The organism is Lentilactobacillus kribbianus (assembly GCF_013184075.1).
GTDB classification, from domain to species: domain Bacteria; phylum Bacillota; class Bacilli; order Lactobacillales; family Lactobacillaceae; genus Lentilactobacillus; species Lentilactobacillus kribbianus.
The window spans coordinates 26,564-49,846 of the sequence record NZ_JABEQQ010000001.1; the positions used below are offsets into that span (position 1 = coordinate 26,564).

Consider the following 23,283-nt stretch of genomic DNA (forward strand, 5'->3'; position numbering starts at 1 on the left):
GTGATTTAACCAATAAAAAACGGAGAACTTAATAAAAAGTTCTCCGTTTAATAGTTTATTAACTTATTAGTTCTTTTTACGTTTTTTAGCTTCTTTTTCACGTGTATTCGTGTCAAGAGTCTTCTTACGAAGACGAACAAAGTGAGGAGTTACTTCACACAATTCATCTTCATTAAGGAATTCAAGTGATTCTTCAAGTGTCAAATGAGCTGGAGTTTTAATTTTGGCCATTTCATCTGAACCAGAAGCACGAACGTTAGTAAGGTTTTTACCTTTAGTGATATTAACCGTAATATCGTTTTCACGACTGTTTTCACCAACAATCATTCCTTCGTACACTTCTGTACCTGGATCAATCATCAATGTACCACGACTTTCGATTCCCATCATCGCATAGGTAGTAGCTTTACCAGCATTCATTGAAACTAAGGTACCCTTTTGACGACCAGGGTTCCAGTTTTTAATAACTGGCATGTACTTTTCGTAAGTATGGTTCATAATTCCGTAACCACGAGTAATTGAAAGGAATTCAGTTGAATAACCAATCAAACCACGTGATGGAGCGATAAATGTCAAACGAGTTTGACCGTTACCAACACTTTCCATATTTTGCATTTCTGCCTTACGACGTGACAAAGTATCAATGATTGAACCAGTATATTCATCAGGTGTATCAATTTGAACTGATTCAAATGGTTCACTCTTAACACCATCAATATCACGATAAATAACTTCTGGACGAGAAGCTTGTAATTCATAGCCTTCCCGACGAAGGTTTTCGATCAAGATTGACAAATGTAATTCACCACGACCAGAAACAGTCCAGGCACCTGGATCGTCAGTATCTTCAACTCGAAGAGAAACATCAGTATGAAGTTCATGCTTCAAACGATCTTCTAATTGACGAGATGTAACGAATTTACCATCTTGACCAGCAAATGGTGAAGTATTAGTTGCAAAAGTCATTTGCAAGGTTGGTTCATCAATTCGCAAAATTGGAAGTGGTTCTGGGTGTTGTGGGTCAGTAACCGTTTCCCCAACACTAATTTCTTCCATTCCAGAAACCGCAATTAAATCTCCGGCTTTAGCTGATTCGATATCGAGCTTCTTCAAACCGAAGAATCCCATCAATTTAGTAACTCGGAAGTTCTTCTTAGATCCATCAAGTTTAAGAACAGAAACGCTGTCACCAACTTTGATAGTACCACGGAACACACGACCAATTCCGATACGACCAACGAAATCATTATAATCTAATAAGGCCACTTGGAATTGAAGTGGTTCGTCAGAATTGTCGATTGGAGCAGGAATAGTCTCAACAATAGTATCAAAGATTGGTTTCATAGTATGTTCTTGAGTAGCTAAGTCAGAATCATAGCTTGAAGTGCCATTCATTGCGGATGCGTATACAACTGGGAAGTCCAATTGAGCTTCGTCAGCACCTAATTCGATAAATAGGTCAAGCACTTCATCAACAACTTCTTCTGGACGAGCACCTGGACGGTCAACCTTGTTAATAACAACGATTGGAGTCAAGTGTTGGTCTAAAGCTTTTTTCAAAACGAAACGAGTTTGTGGCATAGTACCTTCAAAGGCATCAACTACCAACAAAACACCGTCGACCATTCGCATGATACGTTCCACTTCACCACCGAAATCGGCATGTCCTGGGGTATCCAAAATGTTAATTTGACGGTCGCCATAACGAACGGCAGTGTTTTTTGACAAGATCGTGATTCCACGTTCTTTTTCAATTGCATTGGTATCCATCGCACGATCTTCAATTTGAACGTGTTCATCAAGGGTATCAGATTGCTTCAATAATTCATTAACTAACGTTGTCTTACCATGATCGACATGGGCGATAATGGCAATGTTTCTAATGTCATCTCTTGTTTTCAAGTTAATTGCTTCCTTCCAGCTATTATAAATTTGGATAGCTTTTCCAATAAAAAAGCTGTGACAGCCGTCACAGCATAACTATTGACTTACTATTGTAAGAATGTCTTTATGCGCACTTTTCGTTGCTATCAACACTATGCCTGATGATAGCATACCTAAGGGTTGTCCGTCAATAGTTGTGAATGACAATCCTATGGTATCTGCTAAAACTTTCCCCGCACCAAAGTCCCAAGGTCTCAAATAAGAAATATATCCAATAAGTTCCCCCGTTAAGACAGCCAGTATATCGATACCGGCACTACCATATATGCGAACACCTAAAGCCTCTTCTCCAATTGTTAACATCTGATGATCGTTACGAATTAATAACGGTCCGCTTAACCCAATTAACCCATCTCTAAGACCAGTATTATCTGGGGCCGAAATAGGATTACCATTTTCTGTAATTCCAATTTGTGGACCGCCTGAAATTAGTTGATTTTTCATAACATCTAAAATGTAACCCAGTACTGGTTGGCCATCATCATAAAGTCCGATCATTACTGCAAAATGTTCATGCTGCTTTACAAAATTCATCGTACCATCAATGGGATCGACTATCCAAACACGACCAGCTGTATCTTTAACACTGTCACCCAATCCCTCCTCACCTAAAATGCGATTATTAGGACCTAGGGATCTAATTTTATTAACTAAAAATTGTTCACTTTGTTTATCAACATTAGTAACTAAGTCTTTACGACTGTTTTTAGTATGCACCGTTAGTTGTGAATTTAATTCATTTAAAATTAATTGGCGATCTTCTTTTAACCATGTTTTAATTTGTTGATCTATTAATATTAATTCAGATTTATCAATCATGTTACATCACTACCCGACTATTTTTAGTTTCCTTGGCTTTTTTAAAAACTTGATAAGTATCATAAGAAGAACTTTTTTTAAACTCCCGTTCTAATTGTTTTTGTTCCATTTTACTTGGAACAATTTGAGTATACTGTCGATATAAATCCATAAATTGTTGTCGATTAACCCCGTCCTTCTTTTCATAAGCTTCTTCAACTGATTGAAAAAAGGTAATAACCGATATAATTTCTGATTGACTCCAAGAATCCATTAAAGGATAAGAATAATTATCACTCATTTGTAACTCCTCATTTTAGTTCCAGTATAATAGAAAAAAGAATTAAAAAAACAAAAAAGACGAATTAATTCGTCTTTTTTTAATGTGGCAATGTAATTTATTAAATATGCGTTGGGAATCCAAGCGCAATATCAGCAGCTTCTTGAATTGGTTCACTGAGCGTTGGGTGTGGATGAATAGTTAAAGCAATATCTTCTACATTCATTCTGCCATTAACTGCCAAACTTAATTCAGCAATCAAATCACTGGCACCAGGTCCCACAACTTCTCCACCAAGAATGGTTTTATCATCTTTAGTATAAATTAGCCGAACAAAACCTTCTGCTTCATCCAATGAAACCGCTCTAGCATTTCCGGCAAATGGGAATTTAGAAGTAGCAACTTCTAATCCTTGTTCCTTAGCTTGAGCTTCAGTCAAACCAACCGTTGCCAACTCTGGATCAGAGAAACAAACAGCAGGAACACCGATGTAATCATTAGCAGTTTTTTCGCCAGCAATTGCCCCAGCAGCAACTTTAGCTTGGAAAAAGGCCTTATGTGCTAACGCTGGCCCGGAAGCAATATCACCAATTGCAAAAATATGTTCTGAAGCAGTTCTTCCTTGTTCATCGGTTTGAACAATTCCCCGATCACTGACTTCCACCTTAGTGTATTCTAATCCAAGATCATCAGTATTAGGTTTTCGGCCAACTGTTACCATACAATAATCAGCGGTGATTTGTTGTTCTTTACCATCTACTTCATAAGTAACAGTGACATCCTTATCAGTTTGTGTTGATGATTTTGCCTTAGCAGAAGTAATAATATCAATGCCCTTTTTCTTCATTTCTTTAAGAACAACTGAAACCATATCTTTATCAAATCCAGCTAAGATAGAATCCGTTCCTTCAATAATTGTGACATGTGCTCCTAAATTAGCATATGCACCAGCTAATTCAGTTCCCACGTAACCACCACCAATGACAACAAACTCTTTAGGGATTTCAGGTAAATTAAGACCACCAGTAGAATCAACAACCCGGCCATCAAACTTAAATCCAGGAATTTCAATTGGGCGTGAACCACTAGCGATAATTAAATTATCAAATTCAATTAATTGACCAGTGTTAGCCGTCATAAATTGTTGTGGTCCCGTAGGCATTACTCGTAATTGAGTGTCACTATCTAAAACGGCTTCACCGTTAATCACTTCAACATTATGCTTTTTAAGCAACATTTGAACACCATTAGTCATTCGATCAACAACTTTATGTTGCTTCCAATCTTGCGTTTTAGCAAAATCAATCGTAGCTGGTTGAGTGGTAATTCCCCATGGTTCACCATGATCAGCTTCTTGTAGGCGATGTCCAGCAGCAATCAAAGCTTTAGATGGGACACAACCAACATTAAGGCAAACTCCACCAACAGTATCTGATTTTTCAATAATGGTTACTTTTTGGCCAAGTTCAGAAGCTCTAATAGCTGCGACATAACCACCAGGACCGGCTCCAATAATTACAGTTTCTTTTTTTTCAGCTTCAACCATTTTAAAATCACCCTTCCATCAATAACATATCTGGATCGTGGAGCAATTGACTCATTAAGTTCAATGCTCGTTGAGCTAGTGCACCATCGATTAAGCGGTGATCATAACTAAGTGATAATTTCAACATGTTACCAACTTTAATTTCGCCGTCTTCATCAACAAATGGCTCTTTAGCAATTTTACCAACACCAAGAATTGCTACTTCTGGTTGATTAATTACTGGTGTAAAGAACCCACCACCAATTGAACCAACATTACTAATAGTAATTGAACCACCACTCATTTGAGCAGCACTTAATTTATTATCGTAAGCGGCCTGACTATTTTCCGTAATTTCCTTTGCAATTGCAAACATGCCTTTAGAATCAGCATTTTTAATATTTGGAACATATAGACCATGATCAGTATCTGTAGCAATACCAATATTATAGTAGTGTTTGTAAACAATCTCTTCAGTACTATCATCAATAGAAGCATTAAATTCAGGATACTTCTTTAGTACTGCGACTAATGCCTTAACAATATAAGGTAAGAAAGTTAAATGAATATCTTGATCAGCAGCAATAGTCTTATATTTCTTTCTATTGGCCATTAAAGCTGTTACTTCAACATCTTGGAAGGAAGTTACATGTGGTGAAACATCCTTTGAAGTCCGCATTGCTTTGGCAATTACTTTGCGAACTGGTGACATTGGTTCTCTAGTCTCTAAGTCCGGTTGAGTAGATGAATATGGCTTAATAGCTTGTCCAGTTGTCTTAGCTTCAGTAGCTACTGGTGCTGAGACAGCCGTGTTACCTGCAGAATTACCATTAAAGTTATCAATATCCGCCTTTAGAACCTGACCATGATTACCGGTAGCAGGAACAACCGAAATATCAATTCCTTTATCTCGAGCATATTGCCGTACTGATGGCATAGCTAAAACTAATTTATTGGGATCTGCAGCTACAGGAATTGAAGAACTATTAGCTGGTGTTTCAGTTGCAGCAGCTGGGGCTTCGGTTTTCTCTGTAGTTGTGTCCGAGTTACTTGAAGTATCTGCAGCCGGTTCGTCATCAGTGTCTGGAGAACCATCATCAATAGTGACCAAAACATCACCAATTTCTGCAGTTTCTCCTTCTTGTTTATTAATTTCTTTAATCGTACCGTTTACTGGTGAAGGTAATTCTGAAACTGATTTATCATTTTGAATTTCAACAATTATGTCGTCTTCTTTAACAGTATCACCGGGTTTTACTAGCCATGAAGCTACTTCACCTTCGGCCATACCTTCTCCAAGTTCTGGGAGCTTAAACTTAAAAGCCATGAGTCCTACTTCCTTTCTACACTGTTTTAGTAGCTAACGATTTCACGCACTTTGGCTTCAATATCATCAGCATTTGGTAACCAGTCATTTTCAGCCATTGCAAATGGATAAACACTATCTGGAGCAGAAACGCGACCAATTGGTGCATCCAATGACATGATTTTATTTTCAGCAATTTCTGAAGCAACAGTAGCTCCGACTCCGGCCATCTTTTGAGCTTCTTGAACGACAACTACTTTATGCGTTTTTTCGATAGAAGCAAAGATTGTATCCGTATCAATTGGCGATAACGAACGTAAATCAATTACTTCTACAGAAATGTTTTCTTTGGCTAATTTATCAGCCACTTTCAATGATTCGTTAACTTCAGCACTATAAGTAACAATTGTTACATCACTACCTTCATGAACCACGTTAGCTTTATCTAGCGGAACAGTATAGTGTCCTTCTGGAATATCATCTTTCATTGAACGATATAATTTCAAGTTTTCCATAAATAGTACGGGATCATTATTTTCAACTGCTGAAATCACTAATCCTTTGGCATCGTATGGATTACTTGGCGTTACTACTCGTAATCCGGGAACCCCGGTAAAGAAGTTTTCCAATGAATCTGAATGCATTTCGGCCGTGTGTGTACCACCACCAAATGGAGTCCGAATAGTAATTGGCATTGAAACAGTCCCACCAAAACGGAAACGATTGCGGGCCATTTGTCCGGCAATAGAATCAACACCTTCAAAAGTAAATCCCATAAATTGAATTTCTGGAATTGGACGCCAACCAGTTAGTGCTAAACCGATGGATAATCCTAAAATTCCTGATTCAGCTAACGGGGTATCAAATACTCGATCTTCACCATACTTATCTTGTAGGCCTTCAGTTGTTCTAAAAACACCACCGTTTTTACCAACGTCTTCCCCAAAAATAAGGGTCTTAGGATCATCTTGTAAAACTTGATTCAAACCGTCTGTAATTGCTTTAATGTACGTCATTTTAGCCATGATTACTTGGACTCCTTTTCTTCAAATTTTTGGATGTCACGAGCTACATTAGGTGTTGGTACTTCAAACGTATTTTTAAGGAAGTCTGAAACTTTTTGTTTAGGAGCGGCTTCAGCTTTCTTCATTGATTCTTTAAAGTCAGCTTTATATTGATCAACTAATTTATCTTCTTTTTCTTGTGACCATAGTCCTTTTTCGGTTAAAACTTTTCTCATTCGGATTAACGGATCCTTGTCAAACCATGGTTGTTCTTCATCTTTAGTACGGTAACGACTAGGATCATCACCAGCAGAACTGTGAGGACCAAATCGGTAAGTTAAGGTTTCAACTAATGTTGGACCGTTACCACTAGCTGAATATTCTCTGGCTGATTTGGCTACTAAGTATGTAGCTAAAATATCCATCCCATCAACTTGAACTGATGGAACTCCCATTGCCACCGCTTTTTGAGCTAGTGTTTCAGCAGCTGTTTGTTTAAAACGTGGGACTGAAATAGCGTAACCATTGTTTTGAACAAAGAATACTGCGGGAGCTTTAAACGCACCTGCAAAGTTGACCCCTTCATAGAAATCACCTTGCGAAGTACCACCGTCACCGGTAAATGTATAAGCTACAGCATCTTCTTCATTATTTTTCTTGATTCCTAAGGCTGCTCCGGCTGCTTCAACGTATTGAGCACCGATAATAATTTGTGGAAACATTGCACGTACACCATCAGCATACATATTGCCGTTTACGTGACCTTTTGACCATAGAAAACCTTGTTCCACGGTCATTCCATGTTGAATCAACTGTGGTAAATCACGATATGCTGGAAAAATAAAGTCTTGTTTCTTCATCGCAGAGGCAATACCCATTTCACTGGCTTCTTCACCTAATGTTGGGGCATAAAATCCTAAACGTCCTTGACGAGAGAAACTCATAGTTTGTTCATGAAGAGTACGTTCCCAAACCATTTTATCCATGAAATTGACGAGTTCTTCGTCACTGAATTGATCAAACAATTGTTGATTGACAATTTCACCCTTATCATTAATAACTTGGATTGGTTTATTGTATGGATCGCTCATCGTTGATTTGATTTTTTCAAAATCAACAACCGAATTACTCTTTGTGGCCATAAAAAACACTTTCCTTTCCTAGTAGCAGAATTCGTGAAAATAACGAATTAATCATTCATTACACCCACAATTTAACATTTTTGCTTTTTCCTTGCAAGCCCTTTCATAAAGGCTGCATAAATGACTGAAAGGTTAATGCCCCTATTCTTTATAAACTTAATTTAGGATTTCAAAGCATAAAACATTGTGAATTTTTTAACGACGATTTTCATTTAAAATTTTCATTTGCTTTTTAAGCTTTTTTAGTTAATTTTTTCCCTTATTTAGGTTAAACTAAAAGTAATTGACTTTTTACTATGGAGGTTTACATCTTGTTTTTAATGAAAGATATTGTTCGTGACGGTGACCCCGTTTTACGTCAACAAGCACAACAAGTTTCTTTTCCGTTATCTGATGAAGATCGAAAGTTAGCTGATGATTTAATGGAATACTTGATTGTCAGTCAAGATCCTGAATTATGTAAAAAATATCAGCTTCGTGCCGGCGTTGGTTTAGCTGCCCCTCAAGTTGGTGTATCTAAAATGATGGCATCTGTTTTAGTACCAGCTGAAAACGAAGATGATAAACCGGTGTTTAAAGACGTTATCATCAATCCAGTAATTGTGTCCAGTTCAGTACAACGCGGCGCACTTACAGAAGGTGAAGGTTGCCTATCAGTTGATAAAGACGTTCCCGGTTACGTTCCTCGAGCTGCCAGAATTACTTTGAAGTATCAAGATGTTGATGGCAATGAACATAAAATTCGGTTAAAAAATTATCCAGCTATTGTTTGCCAACATGAAATTGATCATCTTCACGGATCATTATTTTATGATCACATTAATAAAGAAGATCCATTTCACCGAACTGGTGATGAAATTTTCATTTATTAACCGATTGTGATTTCATTCACTATATCTAATAAAATAAGGGCTAATATCTAATAGATATTAGCCCTTATTTATATATATTTTTTCATTAAATTACTGCTTTGATTGAAATAATTAATATTATAAATTAGTTATTTGTTAATCGATTAAGATCATCAACGTATTCGACAGTGATCTGATTAACCAAATAAGCGACATCAAATAAGATATCTTCATCCATTTGCCATAAATCGGTAATTACAAACGTTTGCGGTCCACGAGAATCTAACTTATGATCTTTGGCATATTGATTCAATCTTTGATTTAATTCCAGTCTAATTTTTTTAAAATCAGGATGTTCACTTTTTAATGGTACCCGGTATTCAAAGGTCATTACCCCTCGACCCCAAACATCCGCATTATAATTAGACATTACTTTGGAATGATCTTCAATGACCTCCATATCCTTAAGAACTGATATCACTGCCTTATCTGTCACCTGTTTGATTGTATTACTGTATTTTCTGGAAGGAACCGTTACCGCAAAATAATGCACCACAAAATACACTATCACTGCTATAACGATTCCAATTATAATTTCAATGAATAGCCCCATCGCAAATCACCTCGGCTTTTATTAGTTCTATTCTATCATGAAGTCTCGTAAAAGATTAGCCAGCTGATTTATATACTTATTTTCCACAATATGGTACAGTATTACTATCAGTTGTGTTTTCACAACCACTCGAACGAACTGAAGCATAAAGAATAATATTTAAGGAGTTTTTTTTATGATTTTTAAAGTTTTATATCAACCTAACCACAAGCAGACCCCTCGTCGGGAAACTACTTTAGCTCTATACATGGAAGCCGATACTGAAGTCGATGTACGGGCTATCTTGGATGATAAAACAGATTTTAACGTCGAATTTATCGAACCACTTCAAGGTGAACATTTAAAATATGAACAAGAATCACCAGATTTTAAACTAACGGAGTTTAACTAAAAATATGAAAAAATTAAACGTCAAGAATAACGAGGCAGCTATTTATGGTGTCGGCGGACTTGGCGAAATTGGAAAAAACACCTATGGAATTCAATTCCAAGATGAGATTATCCTTATTGATGCTGGAATTAAGTTCCCAGAAGATGAGTTACTTGGTGTTGATTATGTCATTCCTGACTATCAATATCTTGTTGACAATAAGGAAAAAATTAAGGCTTTGGTAATCACTCACGGTCACGAAGATCATATTGGTGGAGTTCCTTACCTATTGAAGGCTCTTAATGTCCCAATTTACGCTGGTCCACTTGCTATTGCTCTTATTAAAAACAAATTAGAAGAACATGGCCTTTTAAATACAACTGAACTACATGAAATTCAAGAAGACACTGTCTTGAAATTTAGAAAAACTAAGGTAACTTTCTTTAGAACTACTCATTCAATTCCAGATACTTTGGGAATTGCAGTTCATACTCCAGTTGGAGTGATCGTTGAGACTGGTGACTTTAAGTTTGACTTAACTCCAGTTACCAATCAGCCACCTGATCTTCAAGCGATGGCTAAACTTGGTGCTGAAGGCGTCTTATGCTTAATGTCTGATAGTACCAACGCTGAACGACCAATTTGGTCCAAATCCGAAAAATGGGTTGCCACTTCTATTGAAAGAATTTTTGATAAAGTAGAAGATCGCATTATTTTTGCTACTTTTGCTTCGAATATTTCTCGAATTAAAAGTGCCTGTGATAACGCCTTGGCCCATGGCCGTAAAATTGCCGTCTTTGGTCGCAGTATGGAAGCCGCTATTAACAATGGTTTGGAACTAGGTTACCTAGATATTCCGGGTGAAGCTTTTGTAGATGCTTCCGATTTACAATCATTGCCAGCAAATAAAACTATGATTTTATGTACTGGATCTCAAGGTGAACCAATGGCTGCCCTATCCAGAATTGCCAATGGTACTCATCGCCAAATTGCCATTCAACCTGGCGATACTGTTATTTTCTCAAGTAATCCTATTCCAGGAAATACTACCAGTGTTAACGCCGTTATCAACAAGTTAGAAGAAGCTGGCGCTAATGTTATTCATGGTAAAGTAAATAACATTCATACCTCTGGACACGGTGGTCAAGAAGAACAAAAATTAATGTTACGATTAATGAAGCCTAAATTCTTCATGCCAATTCACGGTGAATATCGTATGTTAAAAATCCATACTGAATTAGCAGCTCAATGTGGCGTTCCATTAGAAAATAGTTTTATTATGCAAAATGGTGATGTCTTAGCCCTTTCGAAGGATTCCGCTCGTTTAGCTGGTCACTTCCAAGCCGGAGATGTATATATTGATGGTAACGGAATTGGTGATATTGGTAATATCGTTCTTCGTGATCGCCAACTTCTTTCTGAAGAAGGAATTGTAATTGTAGTAGCTACTATTAATTTAACTAACGAAGAAATTCAATCAGGTCCAGATATTTTATCTCGTGGCTTTGTTTATATGCGAGAATCTGGTGAACTGCTTGATGAAGGTAGAAGACTAGTATTTAAAACTATTCGTAAGGAAATGCATACTAAAAAACCAACTGAATCGTCAATTAGAAAAGCGATTATTGATGATTTGCAAGAATTTTTATTTGATAAAACCGAACGTCATCCATTAATCTTGCCAATGTTAATCATGAATAATCAACCACAAAAATAATATTTATCATAATTTACAAAAGGCTGAAGGACATTAATGTTCCTCAGCCTTTATATTTTCGGAGGTTTTCTTAATGTCATCAATTAGGTACCATATCATTGTTAATGAAGCTGCTGGTGGTGGCAAGGTAAAGCAAGCTTGGCCAGCCATTCAAAATGAATTAGATCAGCAACAAGTTAACTATGAGTATAGAAAAACCCTTTTCCACAATCATGCTATTCAACTAGCAAAAGATTTTTGTGATCAAATTAAACAAAAAAGTACAATTGCTGATGTCATTTTGGCTATTGGTGGAGATGGTACCCTTCATGAAGCTTTAACTGGTTGTATGGAATTTAGACAATCTAATCCAATAACAGTACCGCTGGCCTATTTACCTATTGGCTCAGGTAATGATTTTGCTAGGGCCGCAAAACTTTCATTAAATTGGAAAATTGCTTTAAATGAAATCCTCCATCAAAGCCATCTCCAAGAAATCTATGTCGCTAAATATTATGATCAAATTAATGATAATAATGGTTATTTTGTTAATAATTTTGGAATTGGATTCGATGCTGCTATTGTAGCCAAAGCTAATCAGTCTTCTTTAAAACAAAATCGGTTTTTAGGACAGTTTAGCTATATTTCTGCTATATTTGGCATTCTGAAACACTTTAAGTCTTTTCCTTTAAACCTTAATATCAACAATCAAAACTATCATTTTAACAAAGCTTTTTTAGTAACCACCTCTAACCACCCTTTTTTCGGCGGTGGTGTTAAAATATTACCCCAAGCGGCGATTACGAAGCCTAATTTGGAATTAATCATCGTAGAAAAACCATCATTTTGGCAATTGATTTTATTCATAAGTATGTTACCGTTAGAAAAACACCTAAATTTAAAATTTGTTCATCACTATAAAAATAAACAAATTAACTTAACCACTAACAGTTTACAATTTGGACAAATAGATGGTGAAGAAACTGGTCATCGTATGTTTGATGTCCAATTTAATGTTGAAACTTATCCGTTTTGGCTAAAATAATTATTCGAGGTACAACTATGTATTCGACCAGATATTTACTTTTTCAGTCAATCACTGCAGTAGCTATTGGCGATGCCCTGGGTGTCCCCTTTCAGTTTAAAACACGGTCATTTTTTAAAAAGAATCCTGTTACTAAAATGTTAGGACACCAATCATTCAATGTACCAGCAGGAACATGGTCTGATGATACATCATTAACCATTGCTGCTTTAACTAGTTTAAGCGCAGGTATTAATTTCTCAGATATGCTTCGCCGCTTTTCACAGTGGTATCTATACGGCGATTACACCCCGTTTGGCCGTTCATTTGATATTGGCCGAACCACTCAAGAAGCTATTTCACGATTTCAAAAAGGAGTCTCTCCATTAGAATGTGGTGGTGCTGAAGAATCAGATAATGGTGCCTTAATGAGAATGGCTCCAATTGCTTTTTATATTATTGGCAACTACGATAACTATCGTTTTAATGATGAAATTGCAGAGCTCGTTCATAACTACTCAGCAATTACTCATCGACATCCGCGGAGTTTAGTAGCTGCTGGTATTTTAACTAATGCCATTGTTAGAGTTATTCAAAATCCCAACAAGTACACCATGCACATTTCAATTAGTGAGGCTTTGAATTACTATAAACAAAAAAAGCCGTTTAGTGATGAAGTTAAATATTTTCAACAACTAACCGACCTCAATTTTTATAAAGAAGATATCAATCAAATCCCTAGTTCTGGCTATGTGGTTGATACCTTAAACTGTGTTTTTTGGTGCTTAATGAATTCCGAACAATACTATCAAGCCGTTAAAAGAGCAGTTAACCTCGGTAATGATGCCGATACCATTGGTTCTATTACTTCTATGATGGCCTCCTTACTATATGCCCCAGTATCATTTCCGACTGATTGGTTAAATGATTTAAAGGGTCGTAATCAAATTAAAAGTGCTGTTTCCTACGCTTTATTATCAAAATACTTTTAAAAAAAGGGTTACCGAATAAATTCGGTAACCCTTTTAATTATTAATCTAATCCTCAGACGCATCCATAGCAGCTAAAATCATATTTAGCTGATCACACTTCCGCGTCAATTCATTCATTTCGCCGCCAAATTGAGGTTGAATTACAACCGTTTCTTTCGTACTAGGAGAACTATTTTCTGCCTCTTTACTTTTCAATTCATCCAGCTTATCACAAGCTGCCACAAATTCCTGTAAAATTTCAGATTTATTACTCATAATTATAAGCCCCTCTAAATAAATGAAGTTTCTCATCTAAAAGATAACACTTCTCATGGTTTTTGTGAATCATTTTCATCAAAGGAAAGTTAATTAATCATCCCGATAAATAACGAAAAGAATTATATCAGATAAATAAATTAAAACCAAGTTAATTATTTGTAAGTCTCATTAATTTTTTCAGCAGTGGGAATTGAAGGCAATGCTCCCATTGATTGTACAGTGATGGATGAAGCTTTTTGAGCATAAATCAATGCATCTTCAATATTACCAAAGTCTTGGTTTAGTTGAGAACTCAAAGCACCAATAAAAGTGTCACCGGCAGCAGTAGTATCCACTGCATCTACTTTAAAGGCTGGTACAAAGCCGTGAGTGCCATTTGCTGAGTAGTAAGCACCTTTATCACCAACAGTGATAATAATGTTCTTAGCTCCCATTTCTGCGAATTTAGCAGCATTAGCATCCATTGAAGCTACATCAGTTACTTCAATACCAGTTAAACTGCCACTTTCAGTTTCATTAGGAACAATTAAATCAGTGTAGTTTAATAATTCTGGAATAATTGTAGCTGCTGGAGCTGGGTTTAAAATAGTTTTAACCCCGTTTTCTTTGGCAATCTTAAATGCTTCCAAAGTTCGTTCTTGGGGAGTTTCAAATTGGGCAATAATAAAATCTGCATTGGCAATCAAGCTGTGAGCTTGTTCGATTACTTCTGAACCAATACTTTGATTAGCGCCACCATACACCATAATACTGTTTTGGCCGTTACCATCTAATAAAATAACTGCTGATCCAGTACCTTGATCTTCAACAACGTTAATATTGTCCGCATTAATATTATTGTTTTTCATGCATTTAATCATCATTTTACCAGAATCATCAGCCCCTACTTGGCCAATAAAACTAGCTTCAGCATTTGAACGGGCAGCTGCGACTGCTTGGTTAGCCCCTTTACCACCGGGAGAACTTGTTTTACTTTGAGCAGTAATAGTTTCTCCTGGCAATGGCATGTTTGCTACGTGTAACGTAGTATCAACATTTAGGCTTCCTAAAATAACGACCTTATTCTTCATTGTGAATTTCCTCTTTAATATAGATATATTTGTTTGCGTAAACGTTAAACTAAAACCTTATACATATGAAGTTTAACAGAGAAAAACAGGTTTCTCAACACTAATTAATCTTTTTTACACTATTTCTCTTTACTAGTCGAATCGGTAATGTAACTCGCTGTAAATCGCTATCACTATTTTCGATTCTATCAATGATTAATCTAGCCGCCGTTTCTCCCATTTCAAAAGCTGGTTGATTCATCGTAGTTAGTGAAGGAATGGTATAAGCAGCTAAATCAATATTATCATAACCAATTAACGAAACATCTTCTGGTACCCTTACATCGTGTTCCGCAAAGCCACGATTCAACCCTACCGCCAATTCATCGTTTAACGCAAAAACAGCCGTTGGTTGAGCAGCTAAAACTTTTTCAGTAATTTGATAACCACCAGCCATACTTAAATCTGTATGTACGATTTGATCATCAGAAAAATCTACTCCTAATTCCTTCATCTTTTCTTTAAAACCAGTAATACGCAGTTCCATGTTTAAAGTCAAGTCCTTAGGGGCCACTAAAATGATTTTGTGGTGCCCATTTTCATGTAAATAATCAGCGACAATTTGTCCTCCCTGTTTATTTTGGACATCTACTAAATCACCTTTAACGGGTGGATTGCGATCAATTAATAAATATGGTAATCCATTTTGCCGTAATAATTTATCAGTTTCATTCACATCTGATACCGCTGAAGCAATAATCATTCCATCAGCTGCACGGCGAATTGCTTCCACCAAGTAACGACTTTCAACTTGTGGACTATTGTTAGAACCAAAAATCAAGGGCGTATAACCTTTAGAAGCACTATAGGAATCAATTCCATGATTGAACTCAGCAAAAAAAGGATTATTAATACTAGGAACAATAACCCCAATCGTCTTTCCAGAACGGCTAATTAAGCTTTGGGCATTAAAATCAGGTACATAACCCATTTCTAGTTGGAGCGCTTTTATTTTAGCAACGGTTTTTTGACTAAAGCGTTGCTCCTTGCCGTTCAAGATTTGTGACACAGTGGTCACTGATACATTGGCTCGTTTAGCCAAATCAGTAATGGTTACTTTCTTTGTCATAAGACTTGCTCCTCAAATGAATTCTATTGCTAATTCATTATACCAAAATAAAAAGTAGCTGTAACATAAATCATGACAACAAGTAAAAGGTAGTACCTAAATTAGGCACTACCTTTTAAAGTATTATTTTACTGATTTACCAACAATTCGTTGAATTTCAGCTAATTCGTCCGCAGTAAAATCAATTTTATCAAGAGCTTTAATATTATCTTCTAGGTGATTTACTTTAGAAGCCCCAGTAACCACACTAGCAACGGTTGGATCATTTAGTAACCAAGAAATTGACATCTGAGCTAAGCTTTGACCACGATTCTGTGCAATCTGGTTAAGTTCATTTAGCTTAGCCACCAAAGTATCCTTACCATTAGCAAAAATACCATCATTGGTTGGATGAATTTTAATATTATCAGGAATTCCCTTCAAGTATTTATCGGTTAATAATCCTTCTGCTAAAGGTCCGTATGAAATAAGCGCATTATTTTCATTTCTCATTTCATCAAGTAAACCATCTTTTTTTACAGATTGATTTAACATATTATACGAAACTTGATTAACTACAAACGGTGTATGCATTTCTTTAAAGTAACGACTAATTTCAGCCGTTTGTGCCGCATCATAATTAGAAATACCAATGTATAAAGCCTTACCTGATTTAACTAAATCATTTAATGCACTAGCAGTTTCTTCTAATCTGGTATTGGGATCAAACCGGTGGCTATAATAAATATCAACATAATCCAAGTTCATTCTTTCCAGACTAATGTCTAGAGCCTGCATTAACGTCTTACGTGATGAAAATTCACCATATGGTCCAGGCCACATATGATAACCTGCTTTAGTGGTGATTACTAGTTCTGAACGATAAGGTTTTAAATCAGCCTTATAGACTTCACCAAACATCCGCTCAGCCGCACCCGACCCAGGACCATAATTATTAGCTAGATCAAAGCTAAAAATACCTTCATCAAATGCTTTTAGTATTACCTCACGGCTAGCAGCATAATTAGCATCATCGCCAAAACTATGCCACATCCCAAATGAAATTCCAGGTAATTGTAATCCGGAGTTTCCAGCTCTACGAATAGTTGCCTTTTCATAACGGTCATCACTTGCTTTATACATAACACGTTGCCTCCACTCTTATTTTATCTTTAGTCACGGCCAAATAATTTACCAACCGACTCACGGTTGTGGATTAATGAAATCGCCTCACCCATCAATGGTCCCACTGACATGATTTCTAAAGCAGCAAATTTTTTACGCTCCGGAATATCGATTGAATCAGTTACAATGGTTTTTTTAACTTCAGCTGCTTGTAATCTTAAAGCAGCATCACCAGAAAAGACTGCGTGAGTAGCCACAGCATATACTTCAGTGGCACCTGCTTCTTTTAATGTTTTGGCAGAGATCTGAATTTTAATGGCAGTATCAATCATATCATCCACTAAAATGGCTCGTTTTCCTTTGACATTACCAATAACTGATTCTGGAATGGTATTAATATCTTCTGGTGAACGATTATCAATAATCGCAATCGGTGCATCTAGACGCTCGGCAAAGCGACGCGCACGAGAAACACTGGCATGATCAGGAGAAACTACTACAACATCATCAGCTTCTTTAAAGCCGCGATCAATAAAGTAACTGGCCAATAAGCTCTCCGCTCTTAAATGATCGACTGGAATATCGAAAAATCCCTGAATTTGATCGGCATGTAAATCAAGAGCGACCACTCTGTCCACACCATCCATTTGAAGGAAGGTCGCAATTAGTTTAGCGGTAATTGGTTCTCGAGAACGAGCCTTTCGATCAGCTCGTGAATAACCATAGTAGGGAATTACTACATTAATTGAGCCAGCACTAGCGCGACGAAGCGCATCAACCATTATTAATAACTGCATTAAATTAGTATTAACGGGATCAGACACGGATTGAATAATATAAACTTCGTCTCCACGAATACTTTCATCCACACTAATTTTAATTTCATCATCACTAAACTGCTGCACGGTTGCTTTTCCGAGTTCAATGCCAACCGCTTTACTAATTTTCTCTGCTAACGGACGGTTTGAATTTAATGCAAATAATTTCAACCGTGATGTTGGTTTTTTATCGACCATTATTTCCTCCATAAAAGTTATTTCTATCAAAATAATACCATAAAACAAATTTAAAAAGCGGAAAAAGCCCACTTCTAAAATAATATTAAAAATCTGTCGGACTAATTCCAGCCATTCCAATCATCGGATCAATTTTTTCTCCTTGAATCAATTGCATAGTTAGAACAGTAGCTGACGACGATTCTACTGAATTGGGTGTCACCGTGGGTATTGTTTTAGTAACTGATTGTGTTGATTCTGCTTTTTCAGTTACCTTTTCAATAGCAACTGTTGAAACTTTTTCTTGGGTTTTATTTGATGACAACGTGTCCTCTAGTCTTAACACTAAAGTAGTTTGTCGATTAACCGATTCACTTTCAACACACATTTGGTAAGCCGCAGGGTCTCCAATTAATATTAAAAAGTCACTAGCTCTAGTCACTGCAGTATATAGTAAATTACGCTTTAACATTTTAGTATAGCCCTTGACTAAAGGTAAAATAACTAATTTAAATTCACTTCCTTGCGCCTTATGAATTGAGGTACAGTAAGCTAAAGTAAATTGATTCCAATTGCTACGATCATAAGTCACTTCGGTACTATCAAAAGCCACCACCACTTTATTAGCGGTAGTCGCCCCCTTGGGTTTTTCAATCGTAATAATTTCACCAATATCACCATTAAACACGTTTTCTTCTGGACTATTAATTAGTTGCAACACTTTATCTCCCACTCGATATTGTTGTTGCTTAATTGTAACCGTGTTTTGCGCATCTATCACCAGATTACTGGTATTTTGAATAACTTCATTTAGTTGATTAATGCCGGCCCGACCACGATACATAGGGGCCAGTACTTGCATATCCATTAAATCAAATTTTTGATTAGAGCGTTCCACTACCTGTTTGACCACCGAAGCCACTTGATTTTCATTACACTGAATAAAAGAACGATCGGCTTGATTGGTTAAAAAATCAGCTGGTAAATGTCCTTCATGAATAGCATGAGCTAGTTGTGTAATGGAAGAACCGGCTTCTTGTCGATAAATTTGACTTAATTCGATTTTAGGTAAACACTGCGATTGAATTAAATCATGAAATACCTGTCCAGGTCCCACAGATGGCAGCTGATCTTGATCACCTACCAAAATTAACTGCGTATGATTGGGTAAAGCTCGCAATAGTGTCTTAAATAAGTCAGTATCCACCATGGACATTTCATCAATAATTAACAATTGACCTTCAATATCCTTAACCCCTTCAAAATCAGCGGACTCAGAACCATTCAGCCCTAATAATCTGTGAATAGTGCTGGCAGGTAATCCCGTGGATTCACTCATATGTTTTGCTGCTCGACCCGTTGGAGCGGCTAACACAATCGGAAACGGTTTATCTTTATATGAATTAACGTCTAGAGAATAATCATTTAATTTAGCAAAGGTATGCACGATACCATTAATAATCGTGGTTTTACCCGTTCCCGGTCCACCCGTTAAAATGAAAACAGATGATTGTAACGCCTGAGTAATCGCCTTTTCTTGGGATTCATCATATAAAATATCGGCCTGTTTTTCTACCACTCTCATTTTTTTAGCAATAGCTTTATCTGAATATTTACTGTCATCATCTGCTTGGTTTTTAAGCAACCGATTTAAATGTTCAGCAATTTGGCGTTCAGCCCAGTAAAGCCGTGATAAATAAATTCGATCATCATCTCCCACTACCCGTTTAGAACGGGCTAGTTCGATTAATGCGGCAGCTAATTGATCCCCATTTACCACCCCGGGACGACTTTCGTTTAACACGTTAGTGGTTTCTAACAGTAACGGTCCTGAAGTAGTGTAAGTATCCCCATTTTTTTGACTAATTTGAGTTAAAGCAAATAATAATGCAGCTTCAATTCGCTGGCTGGCATCAACGTCTATTCCCAGTTCAGCTGCGATAGCATCCGCCTTTTTAAAACTAATGCCATCAATGTCTTCAATTAATTGATAGGGATTTTCTTGAATTATTTTAAGAGCATCTTCACGATATTTTTGATAAATTTTATCAGCTAATTGACTACTAAAGCCATAGCTATTCAATCCAATGATGATTTGATCAACATTACTACCCGTATCTATGTTATCGACAATAACATTTTGTAATTTTTTAGAGATTCCCAATCCTTCTAAAATTTGAGGATTTTGACTAATTTGGGCTAATGCATCTGCACCTAAAGCATTGGCAATTTTAGTGGCCGTTTTTTCTCCAATGCCGGGAAATTCATCGCTAGATAGATATTTAACAATGCCATTTTCAGTATTGACCATCAGACGCGAATAATTACTGGCTTGAAATTGAGTCCCATAGCGAGGATGAGTCACTATCTTACCTATAAAATGATAACTACCATCTTCAGTTAAGTTACCAAAGTTGCCGGTTACCACAATTTCGTCTTCATCCCAATTTAAGCTAGTTTCACTAACCTTAATTAAAACCACTTTATAAAAACTATCATTACCTTCAAAAAAGATGGCTTCAACGCGGCCGTCAACAAATTGTTCTGATTGCCGTTCTTCTGGTTCTGGATTAAATAAATTCATTGATTGGGCCATATTGAAGACCTCCTATCTTATTGTTTATTTTGTTTAACAAACTGTTCTATGTCCTTAAGCTTGTCAGCACTTTTTGCATAGTAATCTGGATCAAATTGCTTGGCTGTAACGAAATAATCTGAATATGGTTCCCCATTAATCATAGCTACCAAGCCTCGATTAAAATTAGCGGGACCATTATGATCATCATCCGCTAATACTTTGTCATAAAATTCACCAGCTTTAACAAATTCTCCCAAAGCTAATAAGTTATCACCAATCATCAAGTTAACTTGTGGATCATGCTTAACTTTACCTTGTGCTGATAACGCAAACGCCATGGAACGCTTATTGTCGCCTTTTGCCAAATAGCTTTGAGCCAACATAATATAAGCGTCACCTTGCAGTTGTTTGCTTTGAATTTTTGTAAACCAGTTAATCGCCTTATCAAACTCTTCAGCAGTGTAATAGACATTACCTAGTCCATAGGTCAACAAATCTCTGGCAGTTTCATTGCTATCGAATAAGCCTAAAGCCTTCATGAGTAATTCTTCTGCTTGCTCAAGGTCTTGGCCTTCCACTAAAACAGCGGCTAAATCATAATAATTTTGATATTGATCAGGATTTTGATCGATCTTAGTGATTAATTCATGCACTGTTTGTTTCATTTCCGCTTCTTGTTGTTGTCGTGTTGATTCTGAGTTAGCATTATTTTCTGTCATTTTATATCACCTAAATTGTGTCCGAATCAGTTAATTGGCGTTTCAAGTAACTAACATCGTTCCATTTTAATAATTTATATGAATTACCATCATCAGTTTCCAAGATGGTGGTGCTAGTATTAGCTAAGCCACCCCGTTTACGTAAATCAGCAATGGGAATTCCTAATAGAGCATTAATTTCTGCATTCAAAGCTGCTCCATGACTAACAATTAACACATTAGCATCTGCAGACGAACGATTCACAATTGTTTGAATTCCAGGAGTCATTCGCTGAATTAGTTCGGGGAAACTTTCACCATTAAGTTGCTGATGCGGATCATAGCGTTCCGGATGATTTCGAAATGCGTCAAATTCTAGCGGAAATTCTTTTTGCACATCAGCAAACTTCATGCCTTCCATCTTACCAAGATTAAATTCCTCTAATCTACTCATTAATGTTAACGGTACTTCGTAAGGTAGCTGTTTAATTAAAGTTGTAGCTGTAACACGGGCCCGTTTGATGGGACTGGAATACACATGTTCAAACTTCACATTTTGAAGTGCAGAAGCCAGATCATTAATTTCTGTAAAACTACTAGTTAAAAGTGGTGAATCACCACCAGCTCCTTGATATCGTCCTTCCAAGTTCCACTCGGTTTTTCCATGTCGAACAAAATAAAGTTTCACCATGTGTCTTCCCTCCTTATTCCTCTATATATTATGACAGGTTCATGGACCAAATTCAAAACAATCTCCAAATAAAAAAGACCGACATAAAGCCGGTCTTTTGAAACAATTTATACGTATTGAAGCACTTTATCTTGCTTGTAAGCCGCATCAATAATTGCGGAGCCCAAGCATTCTTTACCATCATAAAAGACAACGGCTTGACCAGGAGTGATTGCTCGAACGGGTTCATCAAAAATAACTCGAACCGACTTACCATCATCACTTAACTTAACGGTCACACCACTATCAACTTGACGATAGCGGAACTTAGCGGTGCAGTGGAATTCTTGACCACGATCTAGATTATTTACCCAATAAATATCTGAAGCATCTAAATAATCGGCATACAAGAGATCATTTTCATATCCCTTACCAACATACAAGATGTTTTGTTTCAAATCTTTACCGATAACAAACCAGGGTTGGTTATCAACGCCATCGCCACCAATTCCAAGTCCACGACGTTGACCAATGGTGTAATACATCAAGCCAGCATGCTGACCTTTCACTTCACCATCAACCGTCATCATCTTACCAGGTGTAGCTGGTAAATAATGTCCCAAGAATTCTTTAAAGTTCTTTTCGCCGATAAAACAAATTCCCACAGAATCTTTCTTTTCAGCGGTAGCTAATCCGGCTTTTTTGGCGATTTGCCGTACTTCTGGCTTAGTCATGTTACCAATAGGAAACATAACGCGGTCTAGTTGATCAGCAGATAGTTGGCTTAAGAAATAAGTCTGATCCTTATTCAAATCAACGGAACGAAGTAAATGGTTATGACCATTCTCATCACGAGTTAATTGAGCATAATGACCAGTGGCAATGTAATCTGCCCCCAAATCAAGTGCATAGTCTAAAAAGGCCTTGAACTTAATTTCCTTGTTACAAATTACATCTGGGTCTGGTGTTCTTCCTTTCTTATACTCATCCAAGAAATAAGTAAAGACTCGGTCCCAGTACTCTTTTTCGAAGTTAACAGAATAATATGGAATCCCGATTTGAGCGGCTACCTTAGCAACATCTTTATAATCTTCAGTTGCGGTACAAACACCATTTTCATCAGTGTCATCCCAGTTTTTCATGAAAACTCCAACAACATCATAGCCTTGCTGCTTAAGTTGGTACGCTACCACGGAAGAATCAACCCCGCCGCTCATACCAACAACAACTCGCGTTTGACTGTTGTCTTGCATAAAA

The 23,283-nt window shown here is 36.8% G+C and carries 22 protein-coding genes; 5 read left to right on the top strand and 17 right to left on the bottom strand.

The genetic code is table 11. From position 1 onward, the window contains the following. Positions 1-66: 66 nt before the first annotated feature. From typA to pdhA, 7 genes are all read right to left on the bottom strand, one after another. Positions 67-1,902 carry a translational GTPase TypA gene (gene typA, locus HII32_RS00140; protein ID WP_172187167.1) on the bottom strand — a complete coding sequence of 612 codons (1,836 nt, stop codon included), beginning with the start codon at positions 1,900-1,902 and terminating at the stop codon, positions 67-69. A gap of 78 nt (positions 1,903-1,980) precedes the next feature. Then, positions 1,981-2,763 carry an inositol monophosphatase family protein gene (locus HII32_RS00145; RefSeq protein ID WP_172187169.1) on the bottom strand — a complete coding sequence of 261 codons (783 nt, stop codon included), beginning with the start codon at positions 2,761-2,763 and terminating at the stop codon, positions 1,981-1,983. A 1-nt stretch (position 2,764) separates the two neighbouring features. After that, positions 2,765-3,043 (bottom strand): UPF0223 family protein, encoded by a 279-nt coding sequence (locus tag HII32_RS00150; protein WP_172187171.1) that lies wholly within the window; start codon positions 3,041-3,043, stop codon positions 2,765-2,767. Positions 3,044-3,143: 100 nt separating this feature from the next. Further along, the gene (gene lpdA, locus HII32_RS00155) at positions 3,144-4,568 is read right to left on the bottom strand and encodes a dihydrolipoyl dehydrogenase (protein WP_172187173.1); all 1,425 of its coding nucleotides are present in this window, start codon (positions 4,566-4,568) and stop codon (positions 3,144-3,146) included. 7 nt (positions 4,569-4,575) lie between these two features. Then, positions 4,576-5,874, bottom strand: coding sequence for a 2-oxo acid dehydrogenase subunit E2 (locus HII32_RS00160; RefSeq protein WP_172187175.1), 1,299 nt, complete (start codon positions 5,872-5,874; stop codon positions 4,576-4,578). Positions 5,875-5,900: 26 nt separating this feature from the next. Then, on the bottom strand, positions 5,901-6,878 hold the full coding sequence (locus HII32_RS00165; RefSeq protein ID WP_172187177.1) for an alpha-ketoacid dehydrogenase subunit beta: 978 nt from the start codon (positions 6,876-6,878) through the stop codon (positions 5,901-5,903). A gap of 2 nt (positions 6,879-6,880) precedes the next feature. Further along, positions 6,881-7,999, bottom strand: coding sequence for a pyruvate dehydrogenase (acetyl-transferring) E1 component subunit alpha (pdhA, locus tag HII32_RS00170; protein ID WP_172187179.1), 1,119 nt, complete (start codon positions 7,997-7,999; stop codon positions 6,881-6,883). Between the two features lie 311 nt (positions 8,000-8,310). Here pdhA and def point away from each other — a divergent pair, with 311 nt between their 5' ends. Then, complete coding sequence (gene def, locus HII32_RS00175; protein WP_172187181.1) at positions 8,311-8,871, top strand: peptide deformylase; 561 nt, start codon at positions 8,311-8,313, stop codon at positions 8,869-8,871. Positions 8,872-8,995: 124 nt separating this feature from the next. Here the strand turns inward: def and HII32_RS00180 are convergent, their stop codons facing one another. Then, positions 8,996-9,463: a hypothetical protein gene (locus tag HII32_RS00180; protein WP_172187183.1), complete on the bottom strand. Its 468-nt coding sequence runs from the start codon at positions 9,461-9,463 to the stop codon at positions 8,996-8,998. 175 nt (positions 9,464-9,638) lie between these two features. Between HII32_RS00180 and HII32_RS00185 the strand changes: the two genes are divergently transcribed. The 4 genes from HII32_RS00185 (at position 9,639) to HII32_RS00200 (ending at position 13,545) form a co-directional block, all read left to right on the top strand. Continuing rightward, complete coding sequence (locus HII32_RS00185) at positions 9,639-9,854, top strand: DNA-directed RNA polymerase subunit epsilon (protein WP_172187185.1); 216 nt, start codon at positions 9,639-9,641, stop codon at positions 9,852-9,854. 4 nt (positions 9,855-9,858) lie between these two features. Then, positions 9,859-11,550: a ribonuclease J1 gene (rnjA, locus tag HII32_RS00190; RefSeq protein WP_172187187.1), complete on the top strand. Its 1,692-nt coding sequence runs from the start codon at positions 9,859-9,861 to the stop codon at positions 11,548-11,550. Between the two features lie 73 nt (positions 11,551-11,623). Beyond that, the gene (locus HII32_RS00195; RefSeq protein ID WP_172187189.1) at positions 11,624-12,574 is read left to right on the top strand and encodes a diacylglycerol/lipid kinase family protein; all 951 of its coding nucleotides are present in this window, start codon (positions 11,624-11,626) and stop codon (positions 12,572-12,574) included. 17 nt (positions 12,575-12,591) lie between these two features. Then, positions 12,592-13,545: an ADP-ribosylglycohydrolase family protein gene (locus HII32_RS00200; protein ID WP_172187191.1), complete on the top strand. Its 954-nt coding sequence runs from the start codon at positions 12,592-12,594 to the stop codon at positions 13,543-13,545. Positions 13,546-13,590: 45 nt separating this feature from the next. On the opposite strand, the gene HII32_RS00205 is transcribed toward HII32_RS00200, so the two are convergent. The 9 genes from HII32_RS00205 to mnmA all read right to left on the bottom strand — a co-directional run bounded on the left by HII32_RS00205 (position 13,591) and on the right by mnmA (position 23,279). Further along, on the bottom strand, positions 13,591-13,800 hold the full coding sequence (locus HII32_RS00205) for a hypothetical protein (RefSeq protein ID WP_172187193.1): 210 nt from the start codon (positions 13,798-13,800) through the stop codon (positions 13,591-13,593). Between the two features lie 155 nt (positions 13,801-13,955). Continuing rightward, positions 13,956-14,873 (bottom strand): ribokinase, encoded by a 918-nt coding sequence (rbsK, locus tag HII32_RS00210; RefSeq protein ID WP_172187195.1) that lies wholly within the window; start codon positions 14,871-14,873, stop codon positions 13,956-13,958. A gap of 100 nt (positions 14,874-14,973) precedes the next feature. Then, positions 14,974-15,981, bottom strand: coding sequence for a ribose utilization transcriptional repressor RbsR (rbsR, locus tag HII32_RS00215; RefSeq protein WP_172187197.1), 1,008 nt, complete (start codon positions 15,979-15,981; stop codon positions 14,974-14,976). Positions 15,982-16,104: 123 nt separating this feature from the next. Next, positions 16,105-17,103: an aldo/keto reductase gene (locus HII32_RS00220; protein ID WP_172187199.1), complete on the bottom strand. Its 999-nt coding sequence runs from the start codon at positions 17,101-17,103 to the stop codon at positions 16,105-16,107. Positions 17,104-17,132: 29 nt separating this feature from the next. Then, positions 17,133-18,101 carry a ribose-phosphate diphosphokinase gene (locus HII32_RS00225; protein ID WP_172187201.1) on the bottom strand — a complete coding sequence of 323 codons (969 nt, stop codon included), beginning with the start codon at positions 18,099-18,101 and terminating at the stop codon, positions 17,133-17,135. Between the two features lie 85 nt (positions 18,102-18,186). Next, positions 18,187-20,676, bottom strand: a complete 2,490-nt coding sequence (recD2, locus tag HII32_RS00230; RefSeq protein WP_172187203.1) for an SF1B family DNA helicase RecD2 — start codon at positions 20,674-20,676, stop codon at positions 18,187-18,189. Between the two features lie 17 nt (positions 20,677-20,693). Next, on the bottom strand, positions 20,694-21,377 hold the full coding sequence (locus tag HII32_RS00235) for a tetratricopeptide repeat protein (protein ID WP_172187205.1): 684 nt from the start codon (positions 21,375-21,377) through the stop codon (positions 20,694-20,696). A gap of 10 nt (positions 21,378-21,387) precedes the next feature. Beyond that, positions 21,388-22,047, bottom strand: coding sequence for a histidine phosphatase family protein (locus HII32_RS00240; protein WP_172187207.1), 660 nt, complete (start codon positions 22,045-22,047; stop codon positions 21,388-21,390). A gap of 107 nt (positions 22,048-22,154) precedes the next feature. Beyond that, complete coding sequence (mnmA, locus tag HII32_RS00245; protein WP_172187209.1) at positions 22,155-23,279, bottom strand: tRNA 2-thiouridine(34) synthase MnmA; 1,125 nt, start codon at positions 23,277-23,279, stop codon at positions 22,155-22,157. Positions 23,280-23,283 lie beyond the last annotated feature (4 nt).

Bases quoted from the DNA above. Each gene is read 5' to 3' on its own strand.
- HII32_RS00205 (WP_172187193.1), bottom strand. From the start codon at position 13,800: ATGAGTAATAAATCTGAAATTTTACAGGAATTTGTGGCAGCTTGTGAT.
- HII32_RS00225 (WP_172187201.1), bottom strand. From the start codon at position 18,101: ATGGTCGATAAAAAACCAACATCACGGTTGAAATTATTTGCATTAAAT.
- HII32_RS00195 (WP_172187189.1), top strand. From the start codon at position 11,624: ATGTCATCAATTAGGTACCATATCATTGTTAATGAAGCTGCTGGTGGT.
- pdhA (WP_172187179.1), bottom strand. From the start codon at position 7,999: ATGGCCACAAAGAGTAATTCGGTTGTTGATTTTGAAAAAATCAAATCA.
- HII32_RS00160 (WP_172187175.1), bottom strand. From the start codon at position 5,874: ATGGCTTTTAAGTTTAAGCTCCCAGAACTTGGAGAAGGTATGGCCGAA.
- HII32_RS00220 (WP_172187199.1), bottom strand. From the start codon at position 17,103: ATGTATAAAGCAAGTGATGACCGTTATGAAAAGGCAACTATTCGTAGA.
- rnjA (WP_172187187.1), top strand. From the start codon at position 9,859: ATGAAAAAATTAAACGTCAAGAATAACGAGGCAGCTATTTATGGTGTC.
- rbsR (WP_172187197.1), bottom strand. From the start codon at position 15,981: ATGACAAAGAAAGTAACCATTACTGATTTGGCTAAACGAGCCAATGTA.
- HII32_RS00240 (WP_172187207.1), bottom strand. From the start codon at position 22,047: ATGGTGAAACTTTATTTTGTTCGACATGGAAAAACCGAGTGGAACTTG.
- recD2 (WP_172187203.1), bottom strand. From the start codon at position 20,676: ATGGCCCAATCAATGAATTTATTTAATCCAGAACCAGAAGAACGGCAA.
- rbsK (WP_172187195.1), bottom strand. From the start codon at position 14,873: ATGAAGAATAAGGTCGTTATTTTAGGAAGCCTAAATGTTGATACTACG.
- HII32_RS00185 (WP_172187185.1), top strand. From the start codon at position 9,639: ATGATTTTTAAAGTTTTATATCAACCTAACCACAAGCAGACCCCTCGT.
- HII32_RS00145 (WP_172187169.1), bottom strand. From the start codon at position 2,763: ATGATTGATAAATCTGAATTAATATTAATAGATCAACAAATTAAAACA.
- lpdA (WP_172187173.1), bottom strand. From the start codon at position 4,568: ATGGTTGAAGCTGAAAAAAAAGAAACTGTAATTATTGGAGCCGGTCCT.
- HII32_RS00200 (WP_172187191.1), top strand. From the start codon at position 12,592: ATGTATTCGACCAGATATTTACTTTTTCAGTCAATCACTGCAGTAGCT.
- HII32_RS00235 (WP_172187205.1), bottom strand. From the start codon at position 21,377: ATGACAGAAAATAATGCTAACTCAGAATCAACACGACAACAACAAGAA.
- HII32_RS00180 (WP_172187183.1), bottom strand. From the start codon at position 9,463: ATGGGGCTATTCATTGAAATTATAATTGGAATCGTTATAGCAGTGATA.
- HII32_RS00150 (WP_172187171.1), bottom strand. From the start codon at position 3,043: ATGAGTGATAATTATTCTTATCCTTTAATGGATTCTTGGAGTCAATCA.
- mnmA (WP_172187209.1), bottom strand. From the start codon at position 23,279: ATGCAAGACAACAGTCAAACGCGAGTTGTTGTTGGTATGAGCGGCGGG.
- HII32_RS00165 (WP_172187177.1), bottom strand. From the start codon at position 6,878: ATGGCTAAAATGACGTACATTAAAGCAATTACAGACGGTTTGAATCAA.